This is a genomic window from Sphingobacterium sp. GVS05A (assembly GCF_019969845.1).
Classification (GTDB): domain Bacteria; phylum Bacteroidota; class Bacteroidia; order Sphingobacteriales; family Sphingobacteriaceae; genus Sphingobacterium.
This window is the reverse complement of sequence record NZ_JAHXYR010000013.1, coordinates 138243-160923: the sequence shown is the minus strand read 5'-3', so window position 1 is coordinate 160923 and position 22681 is coordinate 138243. Positions and strand designations below refer to the sequence as shown.

The 22681-nt window shown below is 37.6% G+C and carries 25 protein-coding genes and 1 pseudogene; 10 read left to right on the top strand and 16 right to left on the bottom strand.

Annotated features, from left to right (window positions below; translation table 11 throughout):
* Positions 1 to 136 precede the first annotated feature (136 nt).
* Positions 137 to 883, bottom strand: a complete 747-nt coding sequence (locus tag LC454_RS26130; protein WP_223585365.1) for an SDR family oxidoreductase — start codon at positions 881 to 883, stop codon at positions 137 to 139.
* Between the two features lie 104 nt (positions 884 to 987).
* Here LC454_RS26130 and LC454_RS26125 point away from each other — a divergent pair, with 104 nt between their 5' ends.
* A complete protein-coding gene (locus LC454_RS26125) occupies positions 988 to 1332 on the top strand; it encodes a winged helix-turn-helix transcriptional regulator (RefSeq protein ID WP_223585364.1) in 345 nt (114 codons plus the stop codon).
* On the opposite strand, the gene LC454_RS26120 is transcribed toward LC454_RS26125, so the two are convergent.
* Positions 1277 to 1483 carry a winged helix-turn-helix transcriptional regulator gene (locus tag LC454_RS26120; RefSeq protein ID WP_223585363.1) on the bottom strand — a complete coding sequence of 69 codons (207 nt, stop codon included), beginning with the start codon at positions 1481 to 1483 and terminating at the stop codon, positions 1277 to 1279. The genes LC454_RS26125 and LC454_RS26120 overlap by 56 nt on opposite strands.
* Positions 1484 to 1610: 127 nt before the next feature.
* Between LC454_RS26120 and LC454_RS26115 the strand changes: the two genes are divergently transcribed.
* Positions 1611 to 2402 (top strand): SDR family oxidoreductase, encoded by a 792-nt coding sequence (locus LC454_RS26115; protein WP_223585362.1) that lies wholly within the window; start codon positions 1611 to 1613, stop codon positions 2400 to 2402.
* 24 nt (positions 2403 to 2426) lie between these two features.
* Positions 2427 to 2747, top strand: a complete 321-nt coding sequence (locus LC454_RS26110) for a nuclear transport factor 2 family protein (protein WP_223585361.1) — start codon at positions 2427 to 2429, stop codon at positions 2745 to 2747.
* Between the two features lie 54 nt (positions 2748 to 2801).
* Here LC454_RS26110 and LC454_RS26105 read toward each other — a convergent pair whose 3' ends face one another.
* The 3 genes from LC454_RS26105 to LC454_RS26095 all read right to left on the bottom strand — a co-directional run bounded on the left by LC454_RS26105 (position 2802) and on the right by LC454_RS26095 (position 5706).
* Positions 2802 to 4271 (bottom strand): WG repeat-containing protein, encoded by a 1470-nt coding sequence (locus LC454_RS26105; protein ID WP_223585360.1) that lies wholly within the window; start codon positions 4269 to 4271, stop codon positions 2802 to 2804.
* Between the two features lie 293 nt (positions 4272 to 4564).
* Complete coding sequence (locus LC454_RS26100) at positions 4565 to 5179, bottom strand: hypothetical protein (protein WP_223585359.1); 615 nt, start codon at positions 5177 to 5179, stop codon at positions 4565 to 4567.
* A 107-nt stretch (positions 5180 to 5286) separates the two neighbouring features.
* On the bottom strand, positions 5287 to 5706 hold the full coding sequence (locus LC454_RS26095) for a hypothetical protein (RefSeq protein ID WP_223585358.1): 420 nt from the start codon (positions 5704 to 5706) through the stop codon (positions 5287 to 5289).
* A gap of 724 nt (positions 5707 to 6430) precedes the next feature.
* On the opposite strand from LC454_RS26095, the gene rsgA reads away from it, so the two are divergent.
* Positions 6431 to 7483 carry a ribosome small subunit-dependent GTPase A gene (gene rsgA / locus LC454_RS26090; protein WP_223585357.1) on the top strand — a complete coding sequence of 351 codons (1053 nt, stop codon included), beginning with the start codon at positions 6431 to 6433 and terminating at the stop codon, positions 7481 to 7483.
* Between the two features lie 331 nt (positions 7484 to 7814).
* Here the strand turns inward: rsgA and LC454_RS26085 are convergent, their stop codons facing one another.
* Positions 7815 to 8186 carry a winged helix-turn-helix transcriptional regulator gene (locus LC454_RS26085; RefSeq protein WP_223585356.1) on the bottom strand — a complete coding sequence of 124 codons (372 nt, stop codon included), beginning with the start codon at positions 8184 to 8186 and terminating at the stop codon, positions 7815 to 7817.
* 95 nt (positions 8187 to 8281) lie between these two features.
* On the opposite strand from LC454_RS26085, the gene LC454_RS26080 reads away from it, so the two are divergent.
* The gene (locus tag LC454_RS26080; RefSeq protein WP_223585355.1) at positions 8282 to 9106 is read left to right on the top strand and encodes an alpha/beta hydrolase; all 825 of its coding nucleotides are present in this window, start codon (positions 8282 to 8284) and stop codon (positions 9104 to 9106) included.
* 246 nt (positions 9107 to 9352) lie between these two features.
* On the opposite strand, the gene LC454_RS26075 is transcribed toward LC454_RS26080, so the two are convergent.
* From LC454_RS26075 to LC454_RS26040, 8 genes and pseudogenes are all read right to left on the bottom strand, one after another.
* Positions 9353 to 9793 (bottom strand): putative quinol monooxygenase, encoded by a 441-nt coding sequence (locus tag LC454_RS26075; RefSeq protein WP_223585354.1) that lies wholly within the window; start codon positions 9791 to 9793, stop codon positions 9353 to 9355.
* Between the two features lie 18 nt (positions 9794 to 9811).
* A complete protein-coding gene (locus tag LC454_RS26070) occupies positions 9812 to 10378 on the bottom strand; it encodes a sugar O-acetyltransferase (protein WP_223585353.1) in 567 nt (188 codons plus the stop codon).
* A gap of 94 nt (positions 10379 to 10472) precedes the next feature.
* Positions 10473 to 11474 carry an NADP-dependent oxidoreductase gene (locus tag LC454_RS26065; protein ID WP_223585352.1) on the bottom strand — a complete coding sequence of 334 codons (1002 nt, stop codon included), beginning with the start codon at positions 11472 to 11474 and terminating at the stop codon, positions 10473 to 10475.
* A 112-nt stretch (positions 11475 to 11586) separates the two neighbouring features.
* The gene (locus tag LC454_RS26060) at positions 11587 to 12315 is read right to left on the bottom strand and encodes an SDR family NAD(P)-dependent oxidoreductase (protein ID WP_223585351.1); all 729 of its coding nucleotides are present in this window, start codon (positions 12313 to 12315) and stop codon (positions 11587 to 11589) included.
* A 46-nt stretch (positions 12316 to 12361) separates the two neighbouring features.
* Positions 12362 to 12586, bottom strand: a pseudogene (locus LC454_RS26055) (alkene reductase); the annotation flags it as partial.
* Between the two features lie 97 nt (positions 12587 to 12683).
* Positions 12684 to 13274, bottom strand: a complete 591-nt coding sequence (locus LC454_RS26050) for a TetR/AcrR family transcriptional regulator (protein WP_223585350.1) — start codon at positions 13272 to 13274, stop codon at positions 12684 to 12686.
* A gap of 235 nt (positions 13275 to 13509) precedes the next feature.
* Entirely contained in the window at positions 13510 to 14712 is a 1203-nt protein-coding gene (locus LC454_RS26045; RefSeq protein ID WP_223585349.1) for an FAD-dependent monooxygenase, read from the bottom strand.
* 394 nt (positions 14713 to 15106) lie between these two features.
* On the bottom strand, positions 15107 to 15910 hold the full coding sequence (locus tag LC454_RS26040) for a hypothetical protein (RefSeq protein ID WP_223585348.1): 804 nt from the start codon (positions 15908 to 15910) through the stop codon (positions 15107 to 15109).
* A gap of 665 nt (positions 15911 to 16575) precedes the next feature.
* On the opposite strand from LC454_RS26040, the gene LC454_RS26035 reads away from it, so the two are divergent.
* Genes LC454_RS26035 through LC454_RS26015 form a run of 5 tightly spaced genes read left to right on the top strand, consistent with a single transcriptional unit; the run spans position 16576 to position 21026 of the window.
* Entirely contained in the window at positions 16576 to 16827 is a 252-nt protein-coding gene (locus tag LC454_RS26035; protein ID WP_223585347.1) for a hypothetical protein, read from the top strand.
* A 60-nt stretch (positions 16828 to 16887) separates the two neighbouring features.
* On the top strand, positions 16888 to 17664 hold the full coding sequence (locus LC454_RS26030; RefSeq protein WP_223585346.1) for a sulfatase-like hydrolase/transferase: 777 nt from the start codon (positions 16888 to 16890) through the stop codon (positions 17662 to 17664).
* Positions 17665 to 17673: 9 nt separating this feature from the next.
* Complete coding sequence (locus LC454_RS26025; protein WP_223585345.1) at positions 17674 to 19266, top strand: LamG-like jellyroll fold domain-containing protein; 1593 nt, start codon at positions 17674 to 17676, stop codon at positions 19264 to 19266.
* 3 nt (positions 19267 to 19269) lie between these two features.
* Positions 19270 to 20241 (top strand): metallophosphoesterase family protein, encoded by a 972-nt coding sequence (locus tag LC454_RS26020; protein WP_223585344.1) that lies wholly within the window; start codon positions 19270 to 19272, stop codon positions 20239 to 20241.
* 32 nt (positions 20242 to 20273) lie between these two features.
* Positions 20274 to 21026: a DUF2490 domain-containing protein gene (locus LC454_RS26015; RefSeq protein WP_223585343.1), complete on the top strand. Its 753-nt coding sequence runs from the start codon at positions 20274 to 20276 to the stop codon at positions 21024 to 21026.
* Between the two features lie 230 nt (positions 21027 to 21256).
* On the opposite strand, the gene LC454_RS26010 is transcribed toward LC454_RS26015, so the two are convergent.
* Together LC454_RS26010 and LC454_RS26005 are read right to left on the bottom strand one after the other, a co-directional pair.
* The gene (locus tag LC454_RS26010; RefSeq protein ID WP_223585342.1) at positions 21257 to 21628 is read right to left on the bottom strand and encodes a response regulator; all 372 of its coding nucleotides are present in this window, start codon (positions 21626 to 21628) and stop codon (positions 21257 to 21259) included.
* 155 nt (positions 21629 to 21783) lie between these two features.
* Positions 21784 to 22368, bottom strand: coding sequence for a ferritin-like domain-containing protein (locus LC454_RS26005; protein WP_223585341.1), 585 nt, complete (start codon positions 22366 to 22368; stop codon positions 21784 to 21786).
* Between the last annotated feature and the right edge of the window lie 313 nt (positions 22369 to 22681).

Sequence of the window (22681 nt, the reverse complement as noted above, 5' to 3'; positions counted from 1 at the left end):
CCTCATGTTCCAGATGACCTTTGCTGAGCTGGATTTCTTAAAAGATCGATACTTTCGATAGTTGGTGTATATCAATAGAAAGTGCTGGAATTTTTTCAAGCTTCCAGCACTCACATTCCAAAAAATAAAGCCCCAATTATAAAACCATTCCACCGTCCATAAGGATTTCCGTTCCGGTCATGAAACTTGCCACATTGTTATCCGACAGGTAAATAACAGCTTTGGCGACATCTTCCGCAGTTCCCATTTTTTGTAAAGGGATTCCGCTGATTAACCATTTATCAAGACCTTCCAATGTTTTTTCATCCAATCCTGCTTTGGTCATAATCTCCGTTTTTGTTGGCCCCGGGCTTACTAAATTTACTCTGATTTTTCTTGGTGCTAATTCTGCAGCAGCGGTCTTCGCAATGGAATTCAATGCTGCTTTGCTTGCCTGGTAAATCGAACTATTTGGTTTAGAGGTGGTCGCAACGTTGGATGAAAGGAACACCACTGAAGCACCATCGTTCAATAGGGGAATAAATTTGCTCAAGGTAAAATAAGCTCCTCTGAAATTAATACCCATTACATTGTCAAAATTTTCGGCACTCATATTTTCGATCGGACCTAAAGTTCCGGTGACTCCTGCATTAATAAACAGGATGTCAACTTTTCCGAATTGCTTTTCAACTTCGGTTTTGAACTGATCAATGTCATCCAATTTTCCCTGATCCGCAACAAAAGAAATAGCTCCTAACTCTTCAGCGGCCTTTTCAATGGCTTCTTTTCGTCTTCCGGTGATAATTACTTGTGCTCCTTCTGCGATTAACTCTTTTGCGGTTGCATATCCTATTCCGCTGTTTCCACCTGTTACGATGGCTAATTTGTTATTGAACTTTTTCATTTCTTTGATTTTTTTCACAAAGTTATAGGGGAAATGGTATACTTTTGTTATCAGTATAACCGAGTATATCAGTATCATCAATTATATCATTTAACTTTGTATCCATGGAAAGAGATCAAACAGAAGAACTTAGAGCGTTGCAGGACACACTCTATTTCATTGGAGGAAAGTGGAGAATTCCTGTTATTAATTCGCTTTGCAATGGCAACCGACGTTTTCGAGAAATTGAAAGAAGTATCCCCGGGATTACTACAAGAATGCTTTCAAAAGAACTGAAAGATATGGAATTAAATAAGTTGGTTAAACGAACTGTTTATCCCGATACTCCTGTTTTAATTGAATATGAACCCACTGAATATTGCAGGACATTCGGGAATATTATTTCGGAAATGATTATTTGGGGTAGAGAACATCGAAGAATGATTGTGGAGGATAAGGTACCCGTCTAGACACATCAGGTATTTTACGCTGCAATTCGCTGGGTCTTTTATATCCCTGGTCAATAAACCAGAGCAAGCGTATTTTCCATTTCCCATAAAGCACTTCACCTATAAAGTCAAGTACACAGTTCAGGTTCGGAATTATTTTTCTCTCATACATGTTTCAAAAGAAAAGGTATGTTCCGATTTGTACAATAGGGGAAAAATTTATCCCTATGTGAATCGTAATTCCGTACTTGTACAGACTGATTTTATACCCCAAATTTGTCCTATAAACAATTCTTAAAATGGAACAATTTAATTTCAACAATGAGTTATCGGGCAAGATTGTATTGGTAACAGGAGGTACAAAAGGTACTGGAAGAGCAATTGCTGAAAGACTACTTCAGGCCGGAGCAAAAGTGATTATTACCGCAAGAAGCGCGCCTGAAAAAGAAAACAGCAATCTGCATTTCATTTCGGCAGATTTAAGTAAGGCAATAGGAACCCAAAAAGTAATCGACGAAGTATTGTCGACTTATGGAAGATTGGATATCCTAGTGAACAACCTGGGTTCTTCATCAACATCTGCCGGTGGGTTTGCCGTATTATCTGATGAAGATTGGGAATCAACGCTACAAGCAAATTTGCTGGCTCCTGTTCGATTGGACAGAGGATTTTTACCACAAATGATAGAGCGAAAAAGCGGGGTTATTATTCACATTGCTTCCATTCAGGGTAAATTGCCATTGTATAATTCTACCTTGCCTTATGCTGCTGCCAAAGCGGCATTGAGAAACTATAGCAAAAGTTTATCAAATGAAGTTACTCCAAAAGGTGTGCGTGTGCTGACTGTTTCACCGGGATGGATCAATACCACAGCATCGGAAGCCTGGCTGGGCGAGATCGCAAGAAACTCGAACAGTACTGTGGAAAAAGCAAAACAAGGTGTAATGGATGCATTGGGAGGAATCCCTTTCGGGAGACCTGCTGAACCTACAGAAGTAGCTGAACTTGTTGGCTTCCTTGTTTCACCAAGAGCCAGCTATCTAACAGGGACAGAATATGTAATTGACGGTGGAACAGTACCGACCATTTAATAATCCATCTAAATAATAGAAAATATGAATTTACCAAACATTATCTCCGAACTAGTAAAAGCGCAAAATGAATTTAACAGTAAGGCTTATGCAGATTGTTTTACTGAAAATGCGGAAGTATTTGACGAAGGAAAAACCCATAACGGGAAAATTGAAATTGAAAACTGGATTGACAAAGCCAACAAAGAATACGGAGCCTCTATGGTGCCATTAGAGTATAATGAAAGCGAAAACATCCTATCTGCGGAAATCTCAGGAACATTTCCTGGCAGCCCCATTGTTTTGAAATATCATTTTCAGTTAGCCGATGGGCAGCACATTAAATCCTTGAAAATAACCGGTTAAAATTCTAATGGACTAAAATTAATTAAAGCTGAAGTATAAACCTCAGCTTTTTGGCTATAATCTATCTGTTGGCTCAAAATTTGATATTTCGTTGTATTTAGGCTTGACCAATACGTTGCCCTTTAGATTGACAAGCCCTATTTTGAAATGAGGTGACTTTTCGTTACTATCACTGAGAGAGCGAAACCGGATTAAACCAAATTGGTACGACAAGTATTTTCGACCTTTGTTTTGGCTAACATTAAAAGGCATTTGTTTGTTTAAACCGAAAAGTTCCAATGGTTCGCCTTCAGCATTCATTAGGGCAAACAAACCATGTCCCAGGTCGGCAAGCCGTTTATCCTCTTTTTCAAGGGATAAAATCTTCTTTCCTTGGGCATTAATAATTAGGGTTTCACTTGGATTTTTAATGCTAATAGCCAGAAGATGTTTACTGTCTAAAAGTGCGAGCTGTTTCCAATTGTAACCCAGCACAAATTCTCCCTTGGTATTAATCAACGCGTGGTCAAGTTCTCCGTCGTCTTTATTGTCAAATCTGGCTACTACCGCCATACCATCATAAAATTCGGTCGCTTTGGCCAGCCCTAGCTTCACCACCTCTTTCCCGGTTGTATTGACATAACCATAATTGGGATAAAACTCCTTAACAATCTTATCTTCCTTATAAACCATAACCCTCGCTAAACCGTTGTTAAAGCTTGAAATCTCGTTATAAATTGGCGGTGTGATCATTTGGCCCTTGGTATTCATTAGTCCTAGGAGCAACTCTCCTTCTGGCAACCAAAAGCTGAACAAGCCATTTGAAAAAGTATCATCTATATCATATTTGGCATCTGTAACTATTTCTCCTTTCAGATTGATGATCCGGCCAATACTATTTTTATTATACTTTTTGGAAGTATATTTATCCCACACCTGCGCAAACCCGTTTTCAAAGGCTTTTGCATTTACGTATTGAAGCTTAATCACTTCCTCGCCTTTTAAATTGATGTAGCCATACAGGTCATTTTTAGCTACTACTGCTAGTCCTTGTGAAAAATACCCTATCTTATCGTACACAGGCTGTACCACTATTTTTCCGCTGGTGTTGATAAAGCCCCATTTACCATTGATTTCTACGCCCGCAACTCCTTCATTAAAAAAAGTGGTATTCGAAAACTGAACAGGAATAACCAATACACCTGATGTATCGCAATAGCCCCATTTGCCCTTATCTTCTTTTTTTATATCAACGGTTTTGTATTGCTCACCACGCTTGACAGAATCTTTTGGGTTTACATTCGAGGGCGCAACTAACACCACTGGATCGGCATCAGGCACATACTTACCTATATTTACGGGCACAAGGTTATTGCCCCAACAACCAGCATCGTCATAAACAAGAGGAATTACCTCACGCCCCATAGCATCAATAAATCCACATTTTCCATCTAGGCGAACCAAGGCCAGGTGCTTTTTGTCTTTTTGTGCAAATGCAACCGAACAAAATCCGATCAATAGCAATAACAACAATGGAAATTTCATATAAGAAGTAGTTTATAGAAATTAAATCTACTTAATTTATCCGTTCCTTCCAACCCTAGTCAAACTAACAGCTGTCACCCCGTAAATTATAATAAGGAAAAATCTCTTGAAAATCGTAATTTTTAGATAATTTAAGTAACAGAGAAGTAGATGAAATAAAATAATATAACAACCGCACATCGTTGGGCTCGATGATTTTATGATTGGATTCAGTAGACCAATCAATTTCAATTGACATAATTGGATTACTCCATATTGATGCCCGTAGCAAATGGGATATGAACACTCAACTACTAGATTTTGATTCTTCTTGATAGAAAAAGCCGATTATTTTTCTTTAGATCTTCATTGTATTCGTTGTTAATAGTTTTATCATTATTAGTTTCGTGGCCTTTTCTTAGATATCGCTGAATTTCCCGCTCTCCTATAGCGGCTAATTGACCAAATGAATTACGAATAAACATTCCGTTTTCTCTTTTTCTGGGGATGATAATATTGGGTAAGGACGCAAGATAAATATGCCATTTTTCTCCCTCTTTTACAGCGTACAAAACCTGAACATAATCCAGCTCGGCTTGCGGTACTTTATCTTGGTTGAGTAGTAACAGAAAACCTTTATTATTACTACTATTAAAGAAAATTTGGTCTCCAATTTTCCATTCACTGCTCCGTAAAAACTGAACACCTTCCACTCCCTGATCAAGCCACGCGCTTAATGTCTGGTAGGCCGCTATTCTTACTTCCATTTGCAGTTCAGTGTTTATCTTAGAAAATTCCTTAGGTTCATTATTTTTAACTTTATTGTTGCAACTCCATGCTGTACCAAATAGGAATAACACAACCGTGCCAGATAAAATAGTCCGTTTAATCATTTTGATGGAATGTATACTTTTTGGTTTTGCTTTCATACTAATCTACAATTACATTCTCATTTTCTGCCAGTCAATCGATCTGGTGATACAGTTCATCGTTCTGCTCTCCTCACATATGATTCTGTGCCTAAAGACATGAATAGTTACTTCTTCCTTAAAAATTCTATATATTTTTTCGGTTCATTTACAAATGCCCTTCCTTCAGATTTGATCATAGCCAATACAAATTTTTCTCTAGAATTTTCCAGATCTCCACTTTCATACAGCATCTTACCCAAAACAAATTCACGCGCACCATCATCTGCTCTTTCCATATCGCAATTCCCCATAATTTCTGCCCATTTGATGGCTTCTTCATGATTACCTATCAACAGGTATCCCTCCGCTAAACCCTCTGCAATGTGATAACTTTCATCATAGATTTCTCTAGGAATTGGCAATACATTCCAAGCCTTTAAGGAGACTTTCACAAATCCTTCGTAATCTGACTCTCCATAATACCTTTCTGACTCTTCTATTAAATCCTCTAATTTTGCAGCTAGCTTCCGATCTTTTACTTCCATATTGTTATTTCCTTTTATACGTGTAGTACCTTACTAGAATGTTTATAACCAGCTTGGCGTGTTGAGATCTGTCTGATCTTTAATGAGCAAGATAGCAATTTTTCAGGTCCGCAATTTTATAGAATCAAGCAGATATTATCTTTACCCATTGGATATTTATAGTACTTACTTGACGCTTATATTTGGATTTACTGATACAGAATATGAATGCCTCTGATAGTAAGGAGACTGTGTGAATCGAAGGGTAAATAAGGAGCAAGAAATTTCTAATTAATATTAACTATATTGAAGATACTAATTTTCTGTAGACAAACCAAAACGCACTTAACCATATTCTTTTAAAAACGATCAGATTTTATAGGTTGAAAATTAGCGGAAATCTTTTATAAATTCTCCCAAAAACTCCTCCGTTTTTTTAATTAGACAAATCAATTTAGATCATCGCAGTAAAGTAAATAGGATCAAAACAAGCTGTATAAAGAAATATTCAGTAAATAAATGATTAAAGTACTGAATTAGAATTTTTATATCTTTGTATCTTATGCAAAGACAGCTATTTACATATTATAGTTTGATAATTGGAATGATTGCCTAATTCCGGGTGTCTTGTTTCTAAATCATTGGTTTGGTAGCTACGTATTACCAAAGAAGATTGGTATGGAACAAACCATTCGGCTGATAGAGAATTTAGCAATTTTATTTCATCATTTTAAATTATTAAGAAGTGAATAACTTATCATTATATGGTTGGAACGACACGCTGTTCCAACTCAAACAAGCTTCGCAATACAAACATCTTTTTCATGGTCGTGTTGCCACCGTAAACAAAACCAATTATGAGGTCATTGCCCAGAGTGGTCGAGTGTTGTGCGAACTGGCAGGTAATATGCTTTATGGACGGTCATCATTTGAACTTCCGTGTACCGGGGACTGGATTATTTTTCAACCTTTTGAGGATAACAAAGGAATAATCCTTGATGTTTTACCACGCAAGCACACGTTATACCGAAGAAAGAGCGGAACGCAGAACGATAGGCAAGCTATAGCATCCCATGTGGACAAGGCTTTTATTGTACAAAGCCTTGATGCTAATTTCAGCGTTCGCCGAACGGAACGATTTATGGTTCAAATAATAGAAGAAAATATTCTTCCGATATTGATCCTCACTAAATCGGATTTGGAGTTCAATCGCCCTAAAGTAGAGGAATCGCTGAAACATATTGGACGTCAAATGCCAATACTTTTCACAAGTATTCTTTCTCCTGAAACAATACTTTCGGTGCGAAAATTTATCAAGCAGGGAGATTCGATTGTATTTGTGGGGTCATCTGGCGTCGGCAAAAGTTCTTTGATCAACGCACTGTGTGAACTGACAATATTTTCCACGTCCGAGATAAGCAAATCATCAGGTAAAGGAAGACACACCTCGACCCGAAGAGATATGATATTAATGAAGGATAGTGGTGTTTTAATAGATACACCTGGTGTTAGAGAATTTGGTTTAGCATCAGACAATTCTGAAACATTATCTGATATATTCGAACTTACTGATTTTGCAAAATCCTGTCGTTTTGAAAATTGTACACATGTTAATGAACCTGGATGTGCTGTTGTGGAAGCTGTAAACCACAGTCTTTTAGAACTGGAGGTATACAATAGTTATCTCAAACTGCGAAAAGAATCCTGGTATTTTTCTAGTTCTGAGCATGAAAAACGTAAAAGGGATAAATCATTCGCTAAAATTTCAGAAGAGGCTAAGAGAATAAAAAAACGTTAACCATTTACTCAATACAGGTGTTCCTCTAATAATTGAACACCTGTATTAACCATTCTTCTTAAAATCGATTTACTAAAGGTCCCTTTCACTATTTTTATAGCCAAATTATCAGAATGTTCCTTAACATTACACGTCGCCTATTTATAGTATTATTTCTTTTTCTACTGGAGTATTAAGGTTAATTAAATTGCCTGATTCATCATAAAAATTATAAGGTTCAAACTGACAATCTTCCAATTTATAGTACGCGACAAAAAGACAAGCTGAAAAAGCATGAGGATTTTGCTGTGGAAGGTACTCTGCTATGGGGAGCGTAGAGGAAACACTATATTCATAACAACGTAGTTATTTCCTTTCCTTCTGCATATACTTTCCCCCAACCACATAAACTTTCCAATATAGGTATGAGATCCAAACCTTTGCTGGTTAAAATATAAGCCACACCCGGTGGAACAGTACCTTGAATATCTGTTTTTAACAAAATAGAGTGTGTTTCTAATTCTTTTAGCTGCCTAGCTAAAACTTGTTCAGAAATATTGGGTAGCTCCTTCTGAAGTAAATGAAATCTATTGTTCCCTTGACTGATTGAATAAACAATCTGGGATTTCCACCGTCCACTGATCATAGCGATCGCAGAGTTTAGCTCACAGACCTGAAATAGGAATTTCTCATTAATGGCGTTGGTCGAATTGTTCTTACGCATAACTGTTGAATTAAAACCTAACAATTTTGTTAGTCATTGACTGCAGTAAAATATCAGCCGATATTTGTAGTACAAAGTTAAGAAATCCAAACACAATGAAATATTTTATCACAGTGATCGTACTTCTTTACTCTTGGGCTCTTAGAGCTCAAGAACAGTTTGTTATTCAATCAAAATATCTTCAAAAACGGGATACGGTCCTCGTTTTTAAGCCAAAGACTTATAATAAGGATACCAAATATCCATTAGTTTATTTACTGCATGGCTATAGCGAAAATTACAGGCAATGGAGCCATACGGCAGATCTTCAGCAGATGGCGGATCAATATGATTTTATTGTTGTCACTCCTGATGGTTATACATCTTTTTACCTTAATAGTCCATTGAAAAATGAAATGCAATATGATGACTTTTTCTTCAAGGAGCTCAGGCCCACAATACATCAGGCTTACAATATTGACAGAAACAATATCTTTATCAGTGGATTGAGTATGGGGGGATATGGCGCATTAAGGCTCTTTACACTGCATGAGGACTATTTTAATACCGCTGGTTGCAGCAGTGGTGCACTCAAAATAGATTTTAACATTTTTCAAAATGTCAGTCAACATTTTTGGAAAAATAACAGATTGGTAGATGACACGAAAACCCTTCTGGGTGGGACAGAAAACAATTATATAAACTGGAATGCCTACAGCATATTGGAGATCATCCGTAAAAGGCCCAACTTTAAACGGAACTTTATCTTTGATTGTGGCACTGAGGATATTTTATACCCTGCCAGCATGGAATTAAAACAGCTAGTGGATAATATAGGTATTCCAGCGACATTCATCAGTCGGCCCGGTGACCATAATACGGCTTATTGGAACAGTGCTATTGCCTATCATTTCGTTTACTTTAAGCAACATATCAAATAAATTAATTTCTTGCCCGCTGATCTAACGAAGTCCTTGGTCATAATCAGTATTGTCTATCCGGTCGATGAACAAGAATAAACTAAATCAAAAACTTATTTATGAAAGTAGTAGCGTTGCCGAATGATTTGCATCAGCCAAAATTTAAAGACAAAATCGGATCCTTATATTTTATGCGGCAACTTTTCCTATAGCATATGGAATGTGTTTGTATTTCTGCTGGAGAAAATTGTTCATTAATTATCTAATCTACTTTATCTGTTTTCTAAATATATGAGCTGCTGTCTCCATATCCAGAGCTTCCATATCCACAAGGTTTAATGATTTGACCATGTGAAGTGTACCTGTTTTATACTTTTGAAAATGTTCGGTTTTCAAATGGGACTGATAGGCTTGCTGGTCTTTGTACATTTCCAGTATCCTTACCTGTGTTGGTTTGTCCTTTTGGAACATAGGGAAAATGGCAATAACTCCCACTTCAAGTCTTACGGACGCTTCGGCCTCGATTTTGAGTATCTCCTTGTACTTTTCCAAATGTTCGGGATGTATTTCAATTTCTGAAATCCGCACCATTATTTCGCGCTGTTGAGAATGTGCATAGTTGCTCATACAAAAAAACATTACTGATGCCAGTACAGTTTGCAACGACCATCTAAGCCAAGTACTGTGTCTAAAGATATTTTTATCCATATCACTATTTCATTTATCTTAAATTGATTTAATAATTTTTGCAGGTACTCCACCTACTATCGCATTATCGGGAACATCTTTTGATACTACCGCTCCTGCAGCCACTATGGCATTTGCACCGATGCTTACTCCTGGCAAAATGGTTGCATTTGCCCCAATCCAAGCATTTTTTTTGATATGAACATGCCCTGGTACAAGGGACTGCCTATGCTCTGCTGCTATGGGATGACCCTCTGAAAGTAAACTGACTTTGGGGGCAATGAGTACATTATCTTCGATTGTGATGCCTCCTAAATCTAAGAAGGTACAATCAAAATTTATAAATACGTTTTTACCTATTTTGATGTTTTTACCGTAGTTAATATAAAGCGGGGTAAAAATGGTAACGCTCTCATCAATGACACTGTCCGTTATTTGGCTTAACAACCTTCTAATTTCTATGGGATCAGTGGAGCTGTTCATCTGTACGAGATGTACTTTTGTAATGTAAGAAGCCTCACGCATCTTATAGGCCTGTGGGTCATCGGAAGATATGGTTTCTCCATTTCGTAACCGCTGAAAAATGTCTATGACGTTTGATTCCATTGATGTAAGATAGTTTAGTAATAAATTCTACCAATCCAATAATTTTGGTTTCTAATTCGTTCAAGGTCTTCAAAAATAGAAATTATGTTTAAAACTATTTTATTTTTACCACCACTTTTCCTTTTGCCCTTCCCCTGGCAACATGATTTAAAGCTTCATTGGTTTGAGAAAAAGGATAAACTTTTTCTACAACAATTTTGATTATTCCATTATCAATAAGCTTTGTGATTTCTTCAAGCTGTTTCCCATCAGCTCTCATAAATAAGAACTGGTAATCAACTCCTTTTTTCTTGGCTTTTCTTCTAATTCCAGAACTTAAAAGTGATGATATTAATTTAATAATCCAAGATGCCCCAATTTCCTTAGCAAAGGTTGGTGTTGGTGGGCCAGAAATAGAAATCACCTTTCCCCCCCTTTTTACAATATTTAAAGATTTTACCAACGTTTTGTTATCTTGACTGTTTAAAACTAAATCATAATCTTTTAATACACTTTCAAAATCCTGTGTTTTATAATCGATCAAAACATCAGCGCCTAATTTTTCCAGCATATGAAAACTTGCTTTCCCTGCGGTAGTAGCCACTGTAGCTCCTAGATATTTCGCAAGCTGTATAGCTATAATTCCAACACCTCCCGAACCAGCCTGTATAAAAACTTTTTGCCCTTTCTTTAATTTGCCAATTTCTACTAAAGCTTGCCAAGCCGTCAACGCAACCAAGGGAACACCTGCTGCCTCTTCCATTGTAAGGCTTTTTGGCTTTAATGCTAGGTCTCCTTCAGGCACGGCTAGAAATTCAGCAAAAGTACCTATTGCATTGTCGGAAGGACGCGCATAAACCTCATCCCCAATTTTAAACTTTATGACATTGGAACCTATCTCTGAAACAACACCCGCCAGATCATGACCTAAAATAAATGGAGTTTTATAAGGCAAAATCAATTTGAATTCCCCGGATAAAATTTTGGTATCAAGTTGATTAATACCTGTTGAATAAATCTCCACTAAAACCTCGTTTTCCGTTATTATAGGTTTAGGCTCTTGGGCAAGGGTAAGGATTTCTTTCTTACCATATTTTTGGACAATAAATGCTTTCATAACAAGTCTTTTATAGGGTGGATTTATAATGTTCTTTTCTATTAACTAATTGATAGGCTTTATGGGGTCGAACCAATCATTTATTTTTCTTAATGATTGGTTCGATTCATATTTATGCCTGAGCTAATTTTGCCATAGCTTCCCCAATTGCATTTGCGTAAACCTTTGTATCACCAACAGGAATATCAAACAAATTGTTTTCCAGTCCAATAAACAGTTCTTCCGCTACTTCACTGGGCGCAATTCCTGCCGCCCCACCTATTTCAGCGGAAAAATCGGTGTTTACCAATGGAGGATAAACCTCATAGACCTGAAGTTTTTGCTGCTCTTCATAAGTTTGTCTCAGAGCTGTCGTATAGCTATGTAGTGCCGCTTTCGTTGCACCATAGGTTGGAAGAAATTTATGACTTCCATATACAGCAATAGACGAAACATTGACCACCGCTGATTCTTCTTTTTCCAACAAATGTGGAATCATTAATTCTGTAAAGTGAATGATCGCAAAATAGTTCGTATTCATCTCGATCATTGCTTTTTCGTGTGCATTGGTCGTCTCACTGAGTAAATATCCAAAAGCTGCTCCCGCATTATTGATGATGATATTTACATCATGATGATTTGTCTTCAAATCTTCTGCAATTCGTATCCTATCTGTTTCTACTGAGAGATCGCCCTGAATGGCAACGGCATCTTTCAACTCGGTCAACGCCCTTTGAAGACGGTCTTCATTACGTCCGTTTATAATAATTTTATTTCCTGCTTCATTTAATTTTTTGGCAATTGCCAATCCTATTCCTGCGCTTCCGCCACTAATGAATATAGTATTTCCTGTTGTTTTCATTTTGACAAATTTTGTTTGATATTATTATATGTATATAACTGTGTTCTTATTTATTTAAAAATGGATAATCTGTATATCCTTTTTCTCCGGGGGTATAAAAAGTTTCCTGATCTGGTATATTGAGTGCCGAATCTGTTTTAAAACGTTCAACCAAATCTGGGTTAGCAATAAATGGAACGCCAAAAGATACCAGATCCGCATCTCCATCCTCCAAGATCTGTGTGGCCGTTTCTTTATTGAAAGCACGGTTAATGATAATCGTTCCCTGATAAAGCTTTCGGAAATGTTTTGCAACTTGTTATTCATATTTCAATTCGTTGATTTATCATTTAAAATATACTTTTTAGTCTATTTTGTTCTAAAAAAAATTACAGCACATACTGCTCTAATTCTTTTTTAAGATCCTTTATAAGTTCGAGCATTAACTTTCTCGTTCCCATTGTCCTACTTAAAACAATCCCACCTTCGACAGCAGACAACATTTTGAATGCAAACACCTCTGAATTTAGTTTTTCTGAAAATTCTCCATTAGTAATACCTTCTTTTAAAACATTCGAAATACCCGTCTGACTAGCATTCAGAACAGCTGCAACTTTCTTTTTTATGGTTGGAAAATTATCATCCGCTTCTACAGCAGAATTAAAAATAGGACAACCTCCGGAAATGTAGGTGTCAAGCGGATTCTTATAAAAATCGAGGTATAAAAAGATCTTTTCTTTTGCCGTTTTACCTTTGGATACAACGGATGCCACTCTTTCAGACATTTTTTTCAAAGAATAATCTATAACCTGTTCAGATAGATCTTCTTTCCCATTGAAATGCCCGTAAAGACAACCTTTAGTTAAGTTGGTAGCTTCCAAAACATCATCAATACTTACACCGGAAATTCCCTTCTCGTTGTAAAGAGGACTGGCGGTCTCAAGGATAAACTGTTTTGTTTTTTCTGATTTTGTTAACATCTATTCTATGATTTACGCTACAAATATACCAAAAAGTATATTTTAAAAACAAATAAAATATACTAAAAAGTATATTTTGACATTTTAAACATATTATGCCAATTCCGCCAAAAAGGTATTTAACCTGTCTGACCTGGTTTGTTAGAAGAAACGATTTCCCGATGAATGACGGTTATATCTGTTTATTCAGTCAATTGTAGATGGATACACTGAACTCGTTCCGGCTAAGTGTTACCTATTCGTAATCTGGTAGTATAATTTCTTTCTTTCTATCCTTCTTATTGTCTTTTTTATCTCCTGAAAAAACGCGCATCAACCATTTTACAGGTTTACTTCCAACAATGGCTATCAATTGATTTAGGAGTGCAACTCCGACTCTCGACTCCGGATATACTATACGAGGAATACCTGGAGGCAGCTTTTGACACTCTTGAACGTAGGGTTTCATTATTTTTTCGTAGTTGCGGAAAGCCTCTTCATAATCCCTTCCCCTATAAAGCTCTCCAGCAAGAATATAGGCTCCTGCCATGGCAAGGTCTGTACCTTTTCCTGCGATTGGTGTAGCACACCAAGCAGCATCACCTGTAATGACAACCCTTCCCTTAGTCCATTTATCAGTCTTGACTTGACTGACCCTCTCAAAATAAAGATCTTCACTCTCTTTTATCTCATTAACTAATCGTTCAGATTCCCAGCCTGCACCTTGTATACGATCAATTAGCGCTCTTTTCTGATCTGCTTCACTTAGGTCTTTATATGCGTTCTCTTTTGCCAGAAAAGTTACCGAAGCCCTTGTCTTTCCATAATTATCAGGCCTCAACATAAATACAATGCCCTTTGGCGCATTATACCAGCGTGCCCACCGACTGTCCGTATTACTTCTAAGGATAGTAAGATAAGCTGTATATAAACCTAAATAGTTAAAACGAGGACGACTGCCAAAGGCAAGATCACGCGTTGCAGAACCGATACCTTCAGCTATAACTACAATGTCAAAGATACCCTTCCTTCCACTTGCAAAATCGACCTTGACCTCATTTTCACTTTCTTTCAAATCAATGATGTGATCACCAAAAAGATATTCTACACACTTCGCGGTGAGATCGTACAGTATCTTAACCAGATCGCCACGTAGGATCTCAAGTTCCTGAGTCATACTCATTGAACTATCAGATGGAAATTCTGCTATTGTATGATTGTCAGAATTAACGAAACGTAGCCCAATCTCGGTGGTATTATGTGAGCGGATCTCTTCTAAAATACCCATCTTAAGTGCAATTTCTTTTGCTGGTCCTTTCACGTCTATATTCTGTCCGCCCAGTCTCAAGCCTGCCGCACGCTCTATCACGGTAACCTCGAAGCCATACCTATCCAGCCAGTAAGCCAATGTAGTACCGGCGATGCTAGCACCCGAAACCAATATTTTTTTGTCTTTCATAATTATAATTTTCAATCTTTTGATTAGACAAACAACCTAAAGATCAAAGTAGTTCAAAAATACACGCAAATTTTTCACACGGGTTCTATAAAAATCCGAAAAAGCAAGTAAAGCTTTTTTTGTGTAAAAACACACTCAAAAGGCCTCGGTACTTTATACAGATATATGAAAGGCTGAACAAAAAAAATGCTGTAATCGAAACTGTAACAAATACTGAAAGAAATATGAGTAAAAGATAATTAAATGTACTAAATTATATGATTTTTTGGTAAAGTAATTTCCAGTCAATACAAAAGATGGTCATAGTGTAACTCCCATTGCAATGTTTGGTAACTGTAGTCACAATATGAACAAGCAAAATTTTAGAAAACTTCGGTAATTTTCAGCAAAAAAATCAAGAGTAAGCAACCTTCTCCTTTCTAAATCGGATATAACATGTAACCACGTTTAGAAAGATAATAACAGCCGCGATAATAGCGGATAAGAAAACAAGGTTATTGTTTTTTGTATTTGCGACTGCAATAGCCATTAATGCCCAAACTGCTACCAGGCCGAATGCTGGCATATTGCGTCTCCAAATCATAAACAAATGGATTAATAACGCTACTGTAAACATAGAAATCGTCCAAACCGTATCCGATAATCCAAAACCATCCCAACGAATCTTGGTTAAATAGGCAGCAACATTGGCAATTAACGCAACAGAAATCCATCCAGCGTAAATATGGAAAGGCACTTGTAGAAAGATACGGACTCCTATGGAAGTGTTGTTTATGGCATTTAATGTATTATGAATTATCTTTAACAATGCTACAAATAGCAAAATCATCAATAAAATAGTGGTAAATGTGTAGTCATAAAGCCAGGAGATCACCCATAGGCTATTTGCTAGACAGGAAATGAGGAACCACCAACCTACCTTTGAAATTATCTTATCTTTTTCAATTGTTTGCTTGCTAAATGGCCCATAATAAACAACAAACCCAAGAAGGCCTAAATAAATAAGCGCCCAGATCGAAAATGCATAACCTGCTGGTGTAAATAGATTTTGGTATTTGGCGGATATCGTTGCCATTGTTTGTCCATTAAATATCCCTGTATTGGAGAGGTAATTAATGATGATAGTTACTACCAATGCGATCCCGTTAATCATTTGAAATATCTTTTTCATATTGCGCTGTGCTAAATTAAGTTTCATAATTACAAATATTCCTTGTGCTGTCCTGCGGATAATTATTTAGAGTAAAATGATATCTAGAACTAAATTTAAAAAGACAAATTTATAGAATTTTTGACACGTGGCTATTTTATATTTTTAAAACTCAGGACAAAATTATAGACTAATCTGCACTACTAAATCAATGTTTTTTGCTGTTGAAAAAAATACGTATATAGCAAAAGTGCATTAGTTACTGATATAACGATCAATATGATATATAGTGGGGCTTTATCAACACAACAATCAGTTCTTTTAGCTACGGCCTTCCCTACTCTTCTTCTCGACTGGGCGTACGGGTGAGCGTGACTGTTTCCTAAAGTGAATCTAGTCGATGTTGTAATAAAAATTTTATATAAAAATAGTTAAACATATTTAAACATTGTTTAGTATTTGTATATATTTACAAGAATTAATGAAAGCCTTAAAATTAAGACTATCAATGTTGCCGTCCACTTTGAATATATAGTGTTAATGCCGGTCTTTAATCTGGGGCTTTAGTAATGAACCAAATTATTTTTATGAACTCAAAACCTAAATGTTAGTATTTAATCCCTGGATTTTGATTAATTGAAATCTGCCGGACATCTAAGCAAGGCTTAACTTAAAATGAATAAATATCCTCATAAAACCTCAATTTTCAACTCATGAAAAAGTTAAATAGCTTATTATTATTGCTGTGCCTCATACAGGGCGCCTTTGCGCAAAGACGAGCTCATGCTGACAATCTGGTTATCATTTCGGTAGATGGTCTACGCTGGCAAGAGTTATTTAAGGGCGCAGAGAAAGATCTGCTGTTAAATGCGAAATTTAATTCGCAGGATTCCCTCGAAAGAATAGCTAAATATTGGTCTGATGACCTAATCCAAAGAAGAACTAAGCTAATGCCTTTCACATGAAGCATTATCGCTAAACAGGGACAGATTTATGGAAACAGAGATCTGGATAATAAAGTTAATGTGAAGAATCCTTATTGGATATCTTACCCCGGCAGAAGCGAGAATCTTACAGGCTATGCCGATCCTAAAGTAAAATCCAATAATCATCCTAATAATGGGAATAAAAATATTCTGGAATTCATCGACCAGAAAAAGGGATATAAAGGTAAAGTTGTCAGTTTTGCTTCCTGGGATGCTGTAGGTCGGGTCATAAACAGAGAACGGAATGGTTTGCTCGTTAATATTCCCGGTGAAAATATTGCTGGTCATAACCTGAGTGAAGGAGAAAAGCTGAGCAACGAAATCCAGCACTACGAACCCAAAATATGGGGAAGCGGCGAACGTTTGGATGCTACTACGTATGCGCTGGCCAAATCGTATATGAGAGCCAGGCATCCCAAAGTAGTTTATCTCGACCTTGCAGATACGGATGAATATGGGCATAGCGATCAATATGATTTCTATCTTGATGCTACCAGAAATATAGACGCCATGATCAGTAGCCTCTGGAGTTATCTGCAGGAAGATCCCTTCTATAAAGATAACACCGTATTAATGGTCATGCCGGATCACGGAAGAGGTGTAGGAGATCAATGGACAAGCCATGGTGCAAGCATTCCCCATGCAGATGAAACCTGGCTGATTGCTATGGGGCCGCACGTAAAGCCTTTGGGCGAAATAAAGAGCGCCGGACAAATCTATCACGATCAGTTTGCCAAAACAATGGTAAAATTACTGGGCTTTGATTTTACATCTGAAAACCAGATCGGAGAAACCATTGATAGCTTATTAAAATAGAAGTATTTTATGAGACTGATCACAATACTAATTTTAATGTTTTTTGTTCGTCAGGCCAGCGCGCAGCAGCCTACCTATTACCTGAACTTTGACGATCTCAATTTTAAGAAAGACATTCCGCTGCGTGACAGTGCCTATTATAATGTTGATCTGCTACAGTCACACTATGCAAAAGGCTTAAGTGGGCAGGCACTAGATCTTTCCGCAGAGGCAAGTTTGAGAAGACCGGTTCGGTTGGCAGAGAACACCATTCCCAGGTTTGACGAAAAGACATCTTTTTCTATACAGATCTGGGCAAAGACGCTGCCGAATGCCAAAATGGGCTCTCCCCTCATGGGGAATAAAATCGCAGACGATCTGTCGACTTTGGGATGGCAGCTCTATACCCGAGAAAATGGTGCCTGGGCATTGCTGTTGAATGATGGAAAAAAGCGTTACGACTATCGTCCCACTGCGGAAAGACAGCGTATAAATGACGGTAAATGGCATCAAATCGTCTTTACTGTAGATAAAAATAAAGAGGAAGTGTGGCTGTACCTGGACGGGGAAAATATGGCGATCTATAACACGCCCGGTCTTCAAGGTCTTGACAGCAAATATGCCACTGTCATCGGTGGTTCAGATGAGAAATGGGAGTACGGATCAAATGGACAGTGGAATGCATTTAACGGATTTATAGATGAGGTAAAAGTTTGGAACACGGTGATTTCAGCGGGGGAAGTAGAAAAAATGTATCAGGAGTTTTTTCCAAACGCAAAGGTGAAAGGAGAAATAGCTGATCCCTCTCATTTGAATGTATTCTCCTGGAACATCTGGCATGGCGGTCATCGCTATGGTCAGGCAGTAGGATTAGAGCGCGTAATTGAAACCATTAAAGCGACAAATCCAGATATTGTTGGTCTGGTGGAGACATACGGATCGGGAGAAGTGATTGCGGATTCTTTAGGTTACTATTTTTATTTAATTAGTTCCAATCTTTCCATTATGAGCCGTTATCCAATGACAGAAACTGTCAAGGCGTTCCGTCCCAGTAATTTCGGTGGGGTACAATTGGACCTGGGCGCCAGTGGAAAGCTTGTTTATTTTAACACCTGGTTAGACTATCTGCCCGACGTGGACGCAAGTATCCGCCAGCTGAATAAAACTCCAGAACAATTGGTAAAGGATGAAGGGGCAACCAGGCATGCGGAAATAAAAGAAATTCTAAAAAAGATAGACCCATACCTAAAAAATTCAGATAATTTACCGCTGATTATGGGGGGAGATTTTAATATGGGATCACATCTGGACTGGACCGAGGCAACCAAAGGCATACATTACAATCGCGCAGTTGGCTGGCCTGAAAGCAAAGAAATGATTAAAGCCGGCTTTTCGGACAGTTATCGTGAACTACATGTCAACCCCCTATTGGATCCTGGCCTAACTTGGGGAATCAGGGCCGCAACCAATACAGATCTTTACGGCCTAAGAGATCGAATAGATTTTATCTATTACAAAGCAAAGAAACTGAATCCTATGGAATCACGGGTTATTGACTACCACCCTATCATGTTTCCCTCGGATCATGCCGCAATAATGACAAGATTTTACATAAATAAATAGAAAATGGACAGAAAAGAGTTTTTAAAAACTACGGGGCTAGCAAGTGGCACTTTACTTTTTTCAAAGTATCAAGGATTGAGCTCAGCAGCAACAAAAATCAGGATCGGAATGATTACTGATCTGCATCACGATATTATGCATGATGGCATTGAGCGTTTGTCTGCTTTTATTAAAGAGATGAATGAATTGAAACCTGATTTTATTATCCAGGGTGGCGATTTTTGTATGCCCAAGAAAAACAACCGCGCATTGATGGATGTCTGGAATCAATTTAGCGGTCCTAAATATCATGTCATCGGTAATCACGATACCGATGGAGGATTTACGCGCGATCAGGTCGTCGAATTTTGGAATGCTAAGGCAAAATATTATTCATTTGACTCAAATGGATTCCATATTGTTGTGCTCGATGGTAATGAACATAATGAAAGCCCGGATCGTCCCAAGGGATATGCACGCTATATTTCTCCTGTACAACTGGACTGGTTAAGAAAAGATCTGGCGGAAACTTCCTTTCCTACGATAGTGTTTTGCCATCAAGGACTGGACAATGATGCCGGCGGATTGGAAAACGGAACATTGTTACGTTATGCACTGGAGAAGGCAAACGAAAAGTCCGGCAAGAGGAAAGTTATTTTGGTCATCAGCGGGCACCATCATCAAGACTATTATAACCATATCAATGGAATACATTATGTGCAGATTAATAGTGCCTCATACCAATGGCTTGGTGACGATTTTAAAGAAATGCGTTATTCGGCAGAGGTCGATAAAACACACCCAAATATCAAATACACTGTTCCATACAAAGATCCGATATGGGCAATGATCGAAATTGACTCCAAAGGCGTTATCAGGATCAAGGGCAAGAAAACCGTATTCGTAGGGTCGTCTCCTGAACAACTGGGCGTGAACATGGATAATTATGTTTATCCAATTGTACCCTATATCTCAGATAGAAAGCTGAATAGTTAAATCCATCCATATTTACCTATGAAATGGACTAAATGATCAGGTTACTATCCCGCTTTCTGTTGCTCAATGTAATTGTAATGCCAACAGCAATATACAGTCAGACGAGTAGTTATAACCAGTTTTGGAATGATTTTCAATTTGTGACACCTATAAAAGGAAAATGGAGTAATGAAATTAATATTGGGCAGGTATGGACTAGTGTACCAATTGGCGAGGATCCTTTTCACACCAATGCGCAGCTCTATGCAAGAGTGTGGCTTCATTACTCCTTTGCAATGTTTAAAGTATCCTTATTTACGGGATATAATCACAATCCTGAAATTAGGACTGTGGGGCAAGAGGGGCTTCCAGAGATCAGATCTGCAATACAGGGAATTTATTATTTTAAGAAGACTCCAATTACATTATCGGCCCGGTTGCGAATAGAGGATCACCTTGATAAAAGAAGACAAAGAGGTTTTGATGAAAACTTCCGGGTAAGGAGCCAGTTGAAATTGATAAAACCATTGAATGCCCAGGAGATCGCTAAGGGAACAATTTATTTAACCGCTTCCGAGGAGGTTTTTACGCAGACAGGCACCGATATTTTGGAACATCCCCGATTTGGAAGTAACAGGATAACAATTGGATGTGGGTACGCCATTACTAACGATTTTTTGATTGAGATGGATTATTCCAATGATTACTATCCCAGCAAGATTCAGCACCTTTCCTACAATGCAGTACAGGTTAACCTAAGCTGCTACAACTGGCTTAGAAATTTAAAACGTAACTTAACCAAATAACCACAGGTTAAGTTACGTATAAATTAATTATTTAGATTGGGATCAACATTGGCATTTCGCTATGCATAATGCCAAGCCAAATATTTCCTATTTAAATAGCTTTGTCTAAATTTTTCATTTGACACTTCAATTTTCTTATTTAAATCTATTATATACCACTTTCGGAATTAACGATTTTGACTGTATTTGTAATTGTCCCAAAATTTTGTTTAGCTTAAAACCACGCGCCTTTACGATTCATTTTCATAAACAAATCTTCGTATATAGTTTTCCACATCAGTAAGATCAAAAGGTTTCGCTAAAAAACCGTCCGCTCCGCATGCTATTGAAATACTTCGTCCATCGATATGACCTGAAATCATGATTACAGGAAGCTTATTATGTTTAGATGAACTCCTGAGATCTCGCAGTATTAGGTCCCCATTCCGTGCAGCCATATGTATGTCCAAAAAAAGTATATCAGCATGTATACTATCCAACACTTCCATCAGGACTAAACTGTTTGCTACAGTTACGACGATCGTATCTTGATCCTCTAGCACCATAGAAAATACATTCAGTATTTCTTTATCATCATCACACACCACAATTTTCTTTTTCATCTTGATTTTTTTCTATTACTATCGATCAGAGATAACATTTCAGAGATCATCATTTATAAAAAATGGATCTTACAGACGTAAGATCCATCCATTTTTTGTCTTTCAGTCGGAGCTGCACAGAACTTTGCTTGCCTCTCCGTCTCTTTTAATCTCTTTTATTTAGCTTGCATATTGAGGTTAGTATCCGCCAAAGCAGTTAAATCTGTATCACATTTTTTTTCTTCTGCAAGAGTTTCAAGCAGCAAGTCCAATGCCTCATTGTATTTCAATACCTTAGCAAATGCGGCGAGTGTGCCATAAGTGGCAATTTCGTAGTGCTCAACTTTTTGGGCAGCAGCGATAATACCTGCATCTCTAACTGTGCCTTCTTCGGTTTCCTCGATAATGTGTTCGCCCTCTTCGATCAGTCCGGCCATCGCTGCGCATCGCTCTGCTTTGGGCTTTAACTCCAAACTCTCAAAACACTGTTCCAAGCGTTTCACATGATTTTCAGTCTCCAAAAGGTGTTTGGAAATTGCCTTTTTTAGCTTATTGGCGGTAGCGTTTTTTTCCATTTTGGGCAATGCTTTTGTCAATGCCTTTTCTGCCCAATAAATGTCTTTGAGGCCATCTTCAAAAAGCTCTGCCAAATCTTTTGCAGCATCCGATGCTACGCGTTTTTTTGTGTTGTCCGTGGATTGCTTGGTCATCGTTCCATTTTCAGACTTTTCACTTGTGCTACTTTTAGTTATTGTTGCCATGTTTAGTAAGTTTACTGCTCTAGAGCTTTTTGAAATTGAACATCCATCGAATAGCTTTAGTTCTACTAACAGGGCTATCGCCGGTACTTCACGTGTATATTCCGACGAAGACGTATAAACACGTCTCTTATATATTGAAACTAGAGGTCTCTTTAAATTGAAATTTAAATTGTCCGCAATTAGGATTCTCACTTTTTCGCATGTGATAAGAATAGAAAAACTGATTAAATATTGCTTATATTTAAACAAAAGATCCGCTAACACAAGATTCGAACAGGAATTCCAACATTTTATTCTCCATACAATTTGTATT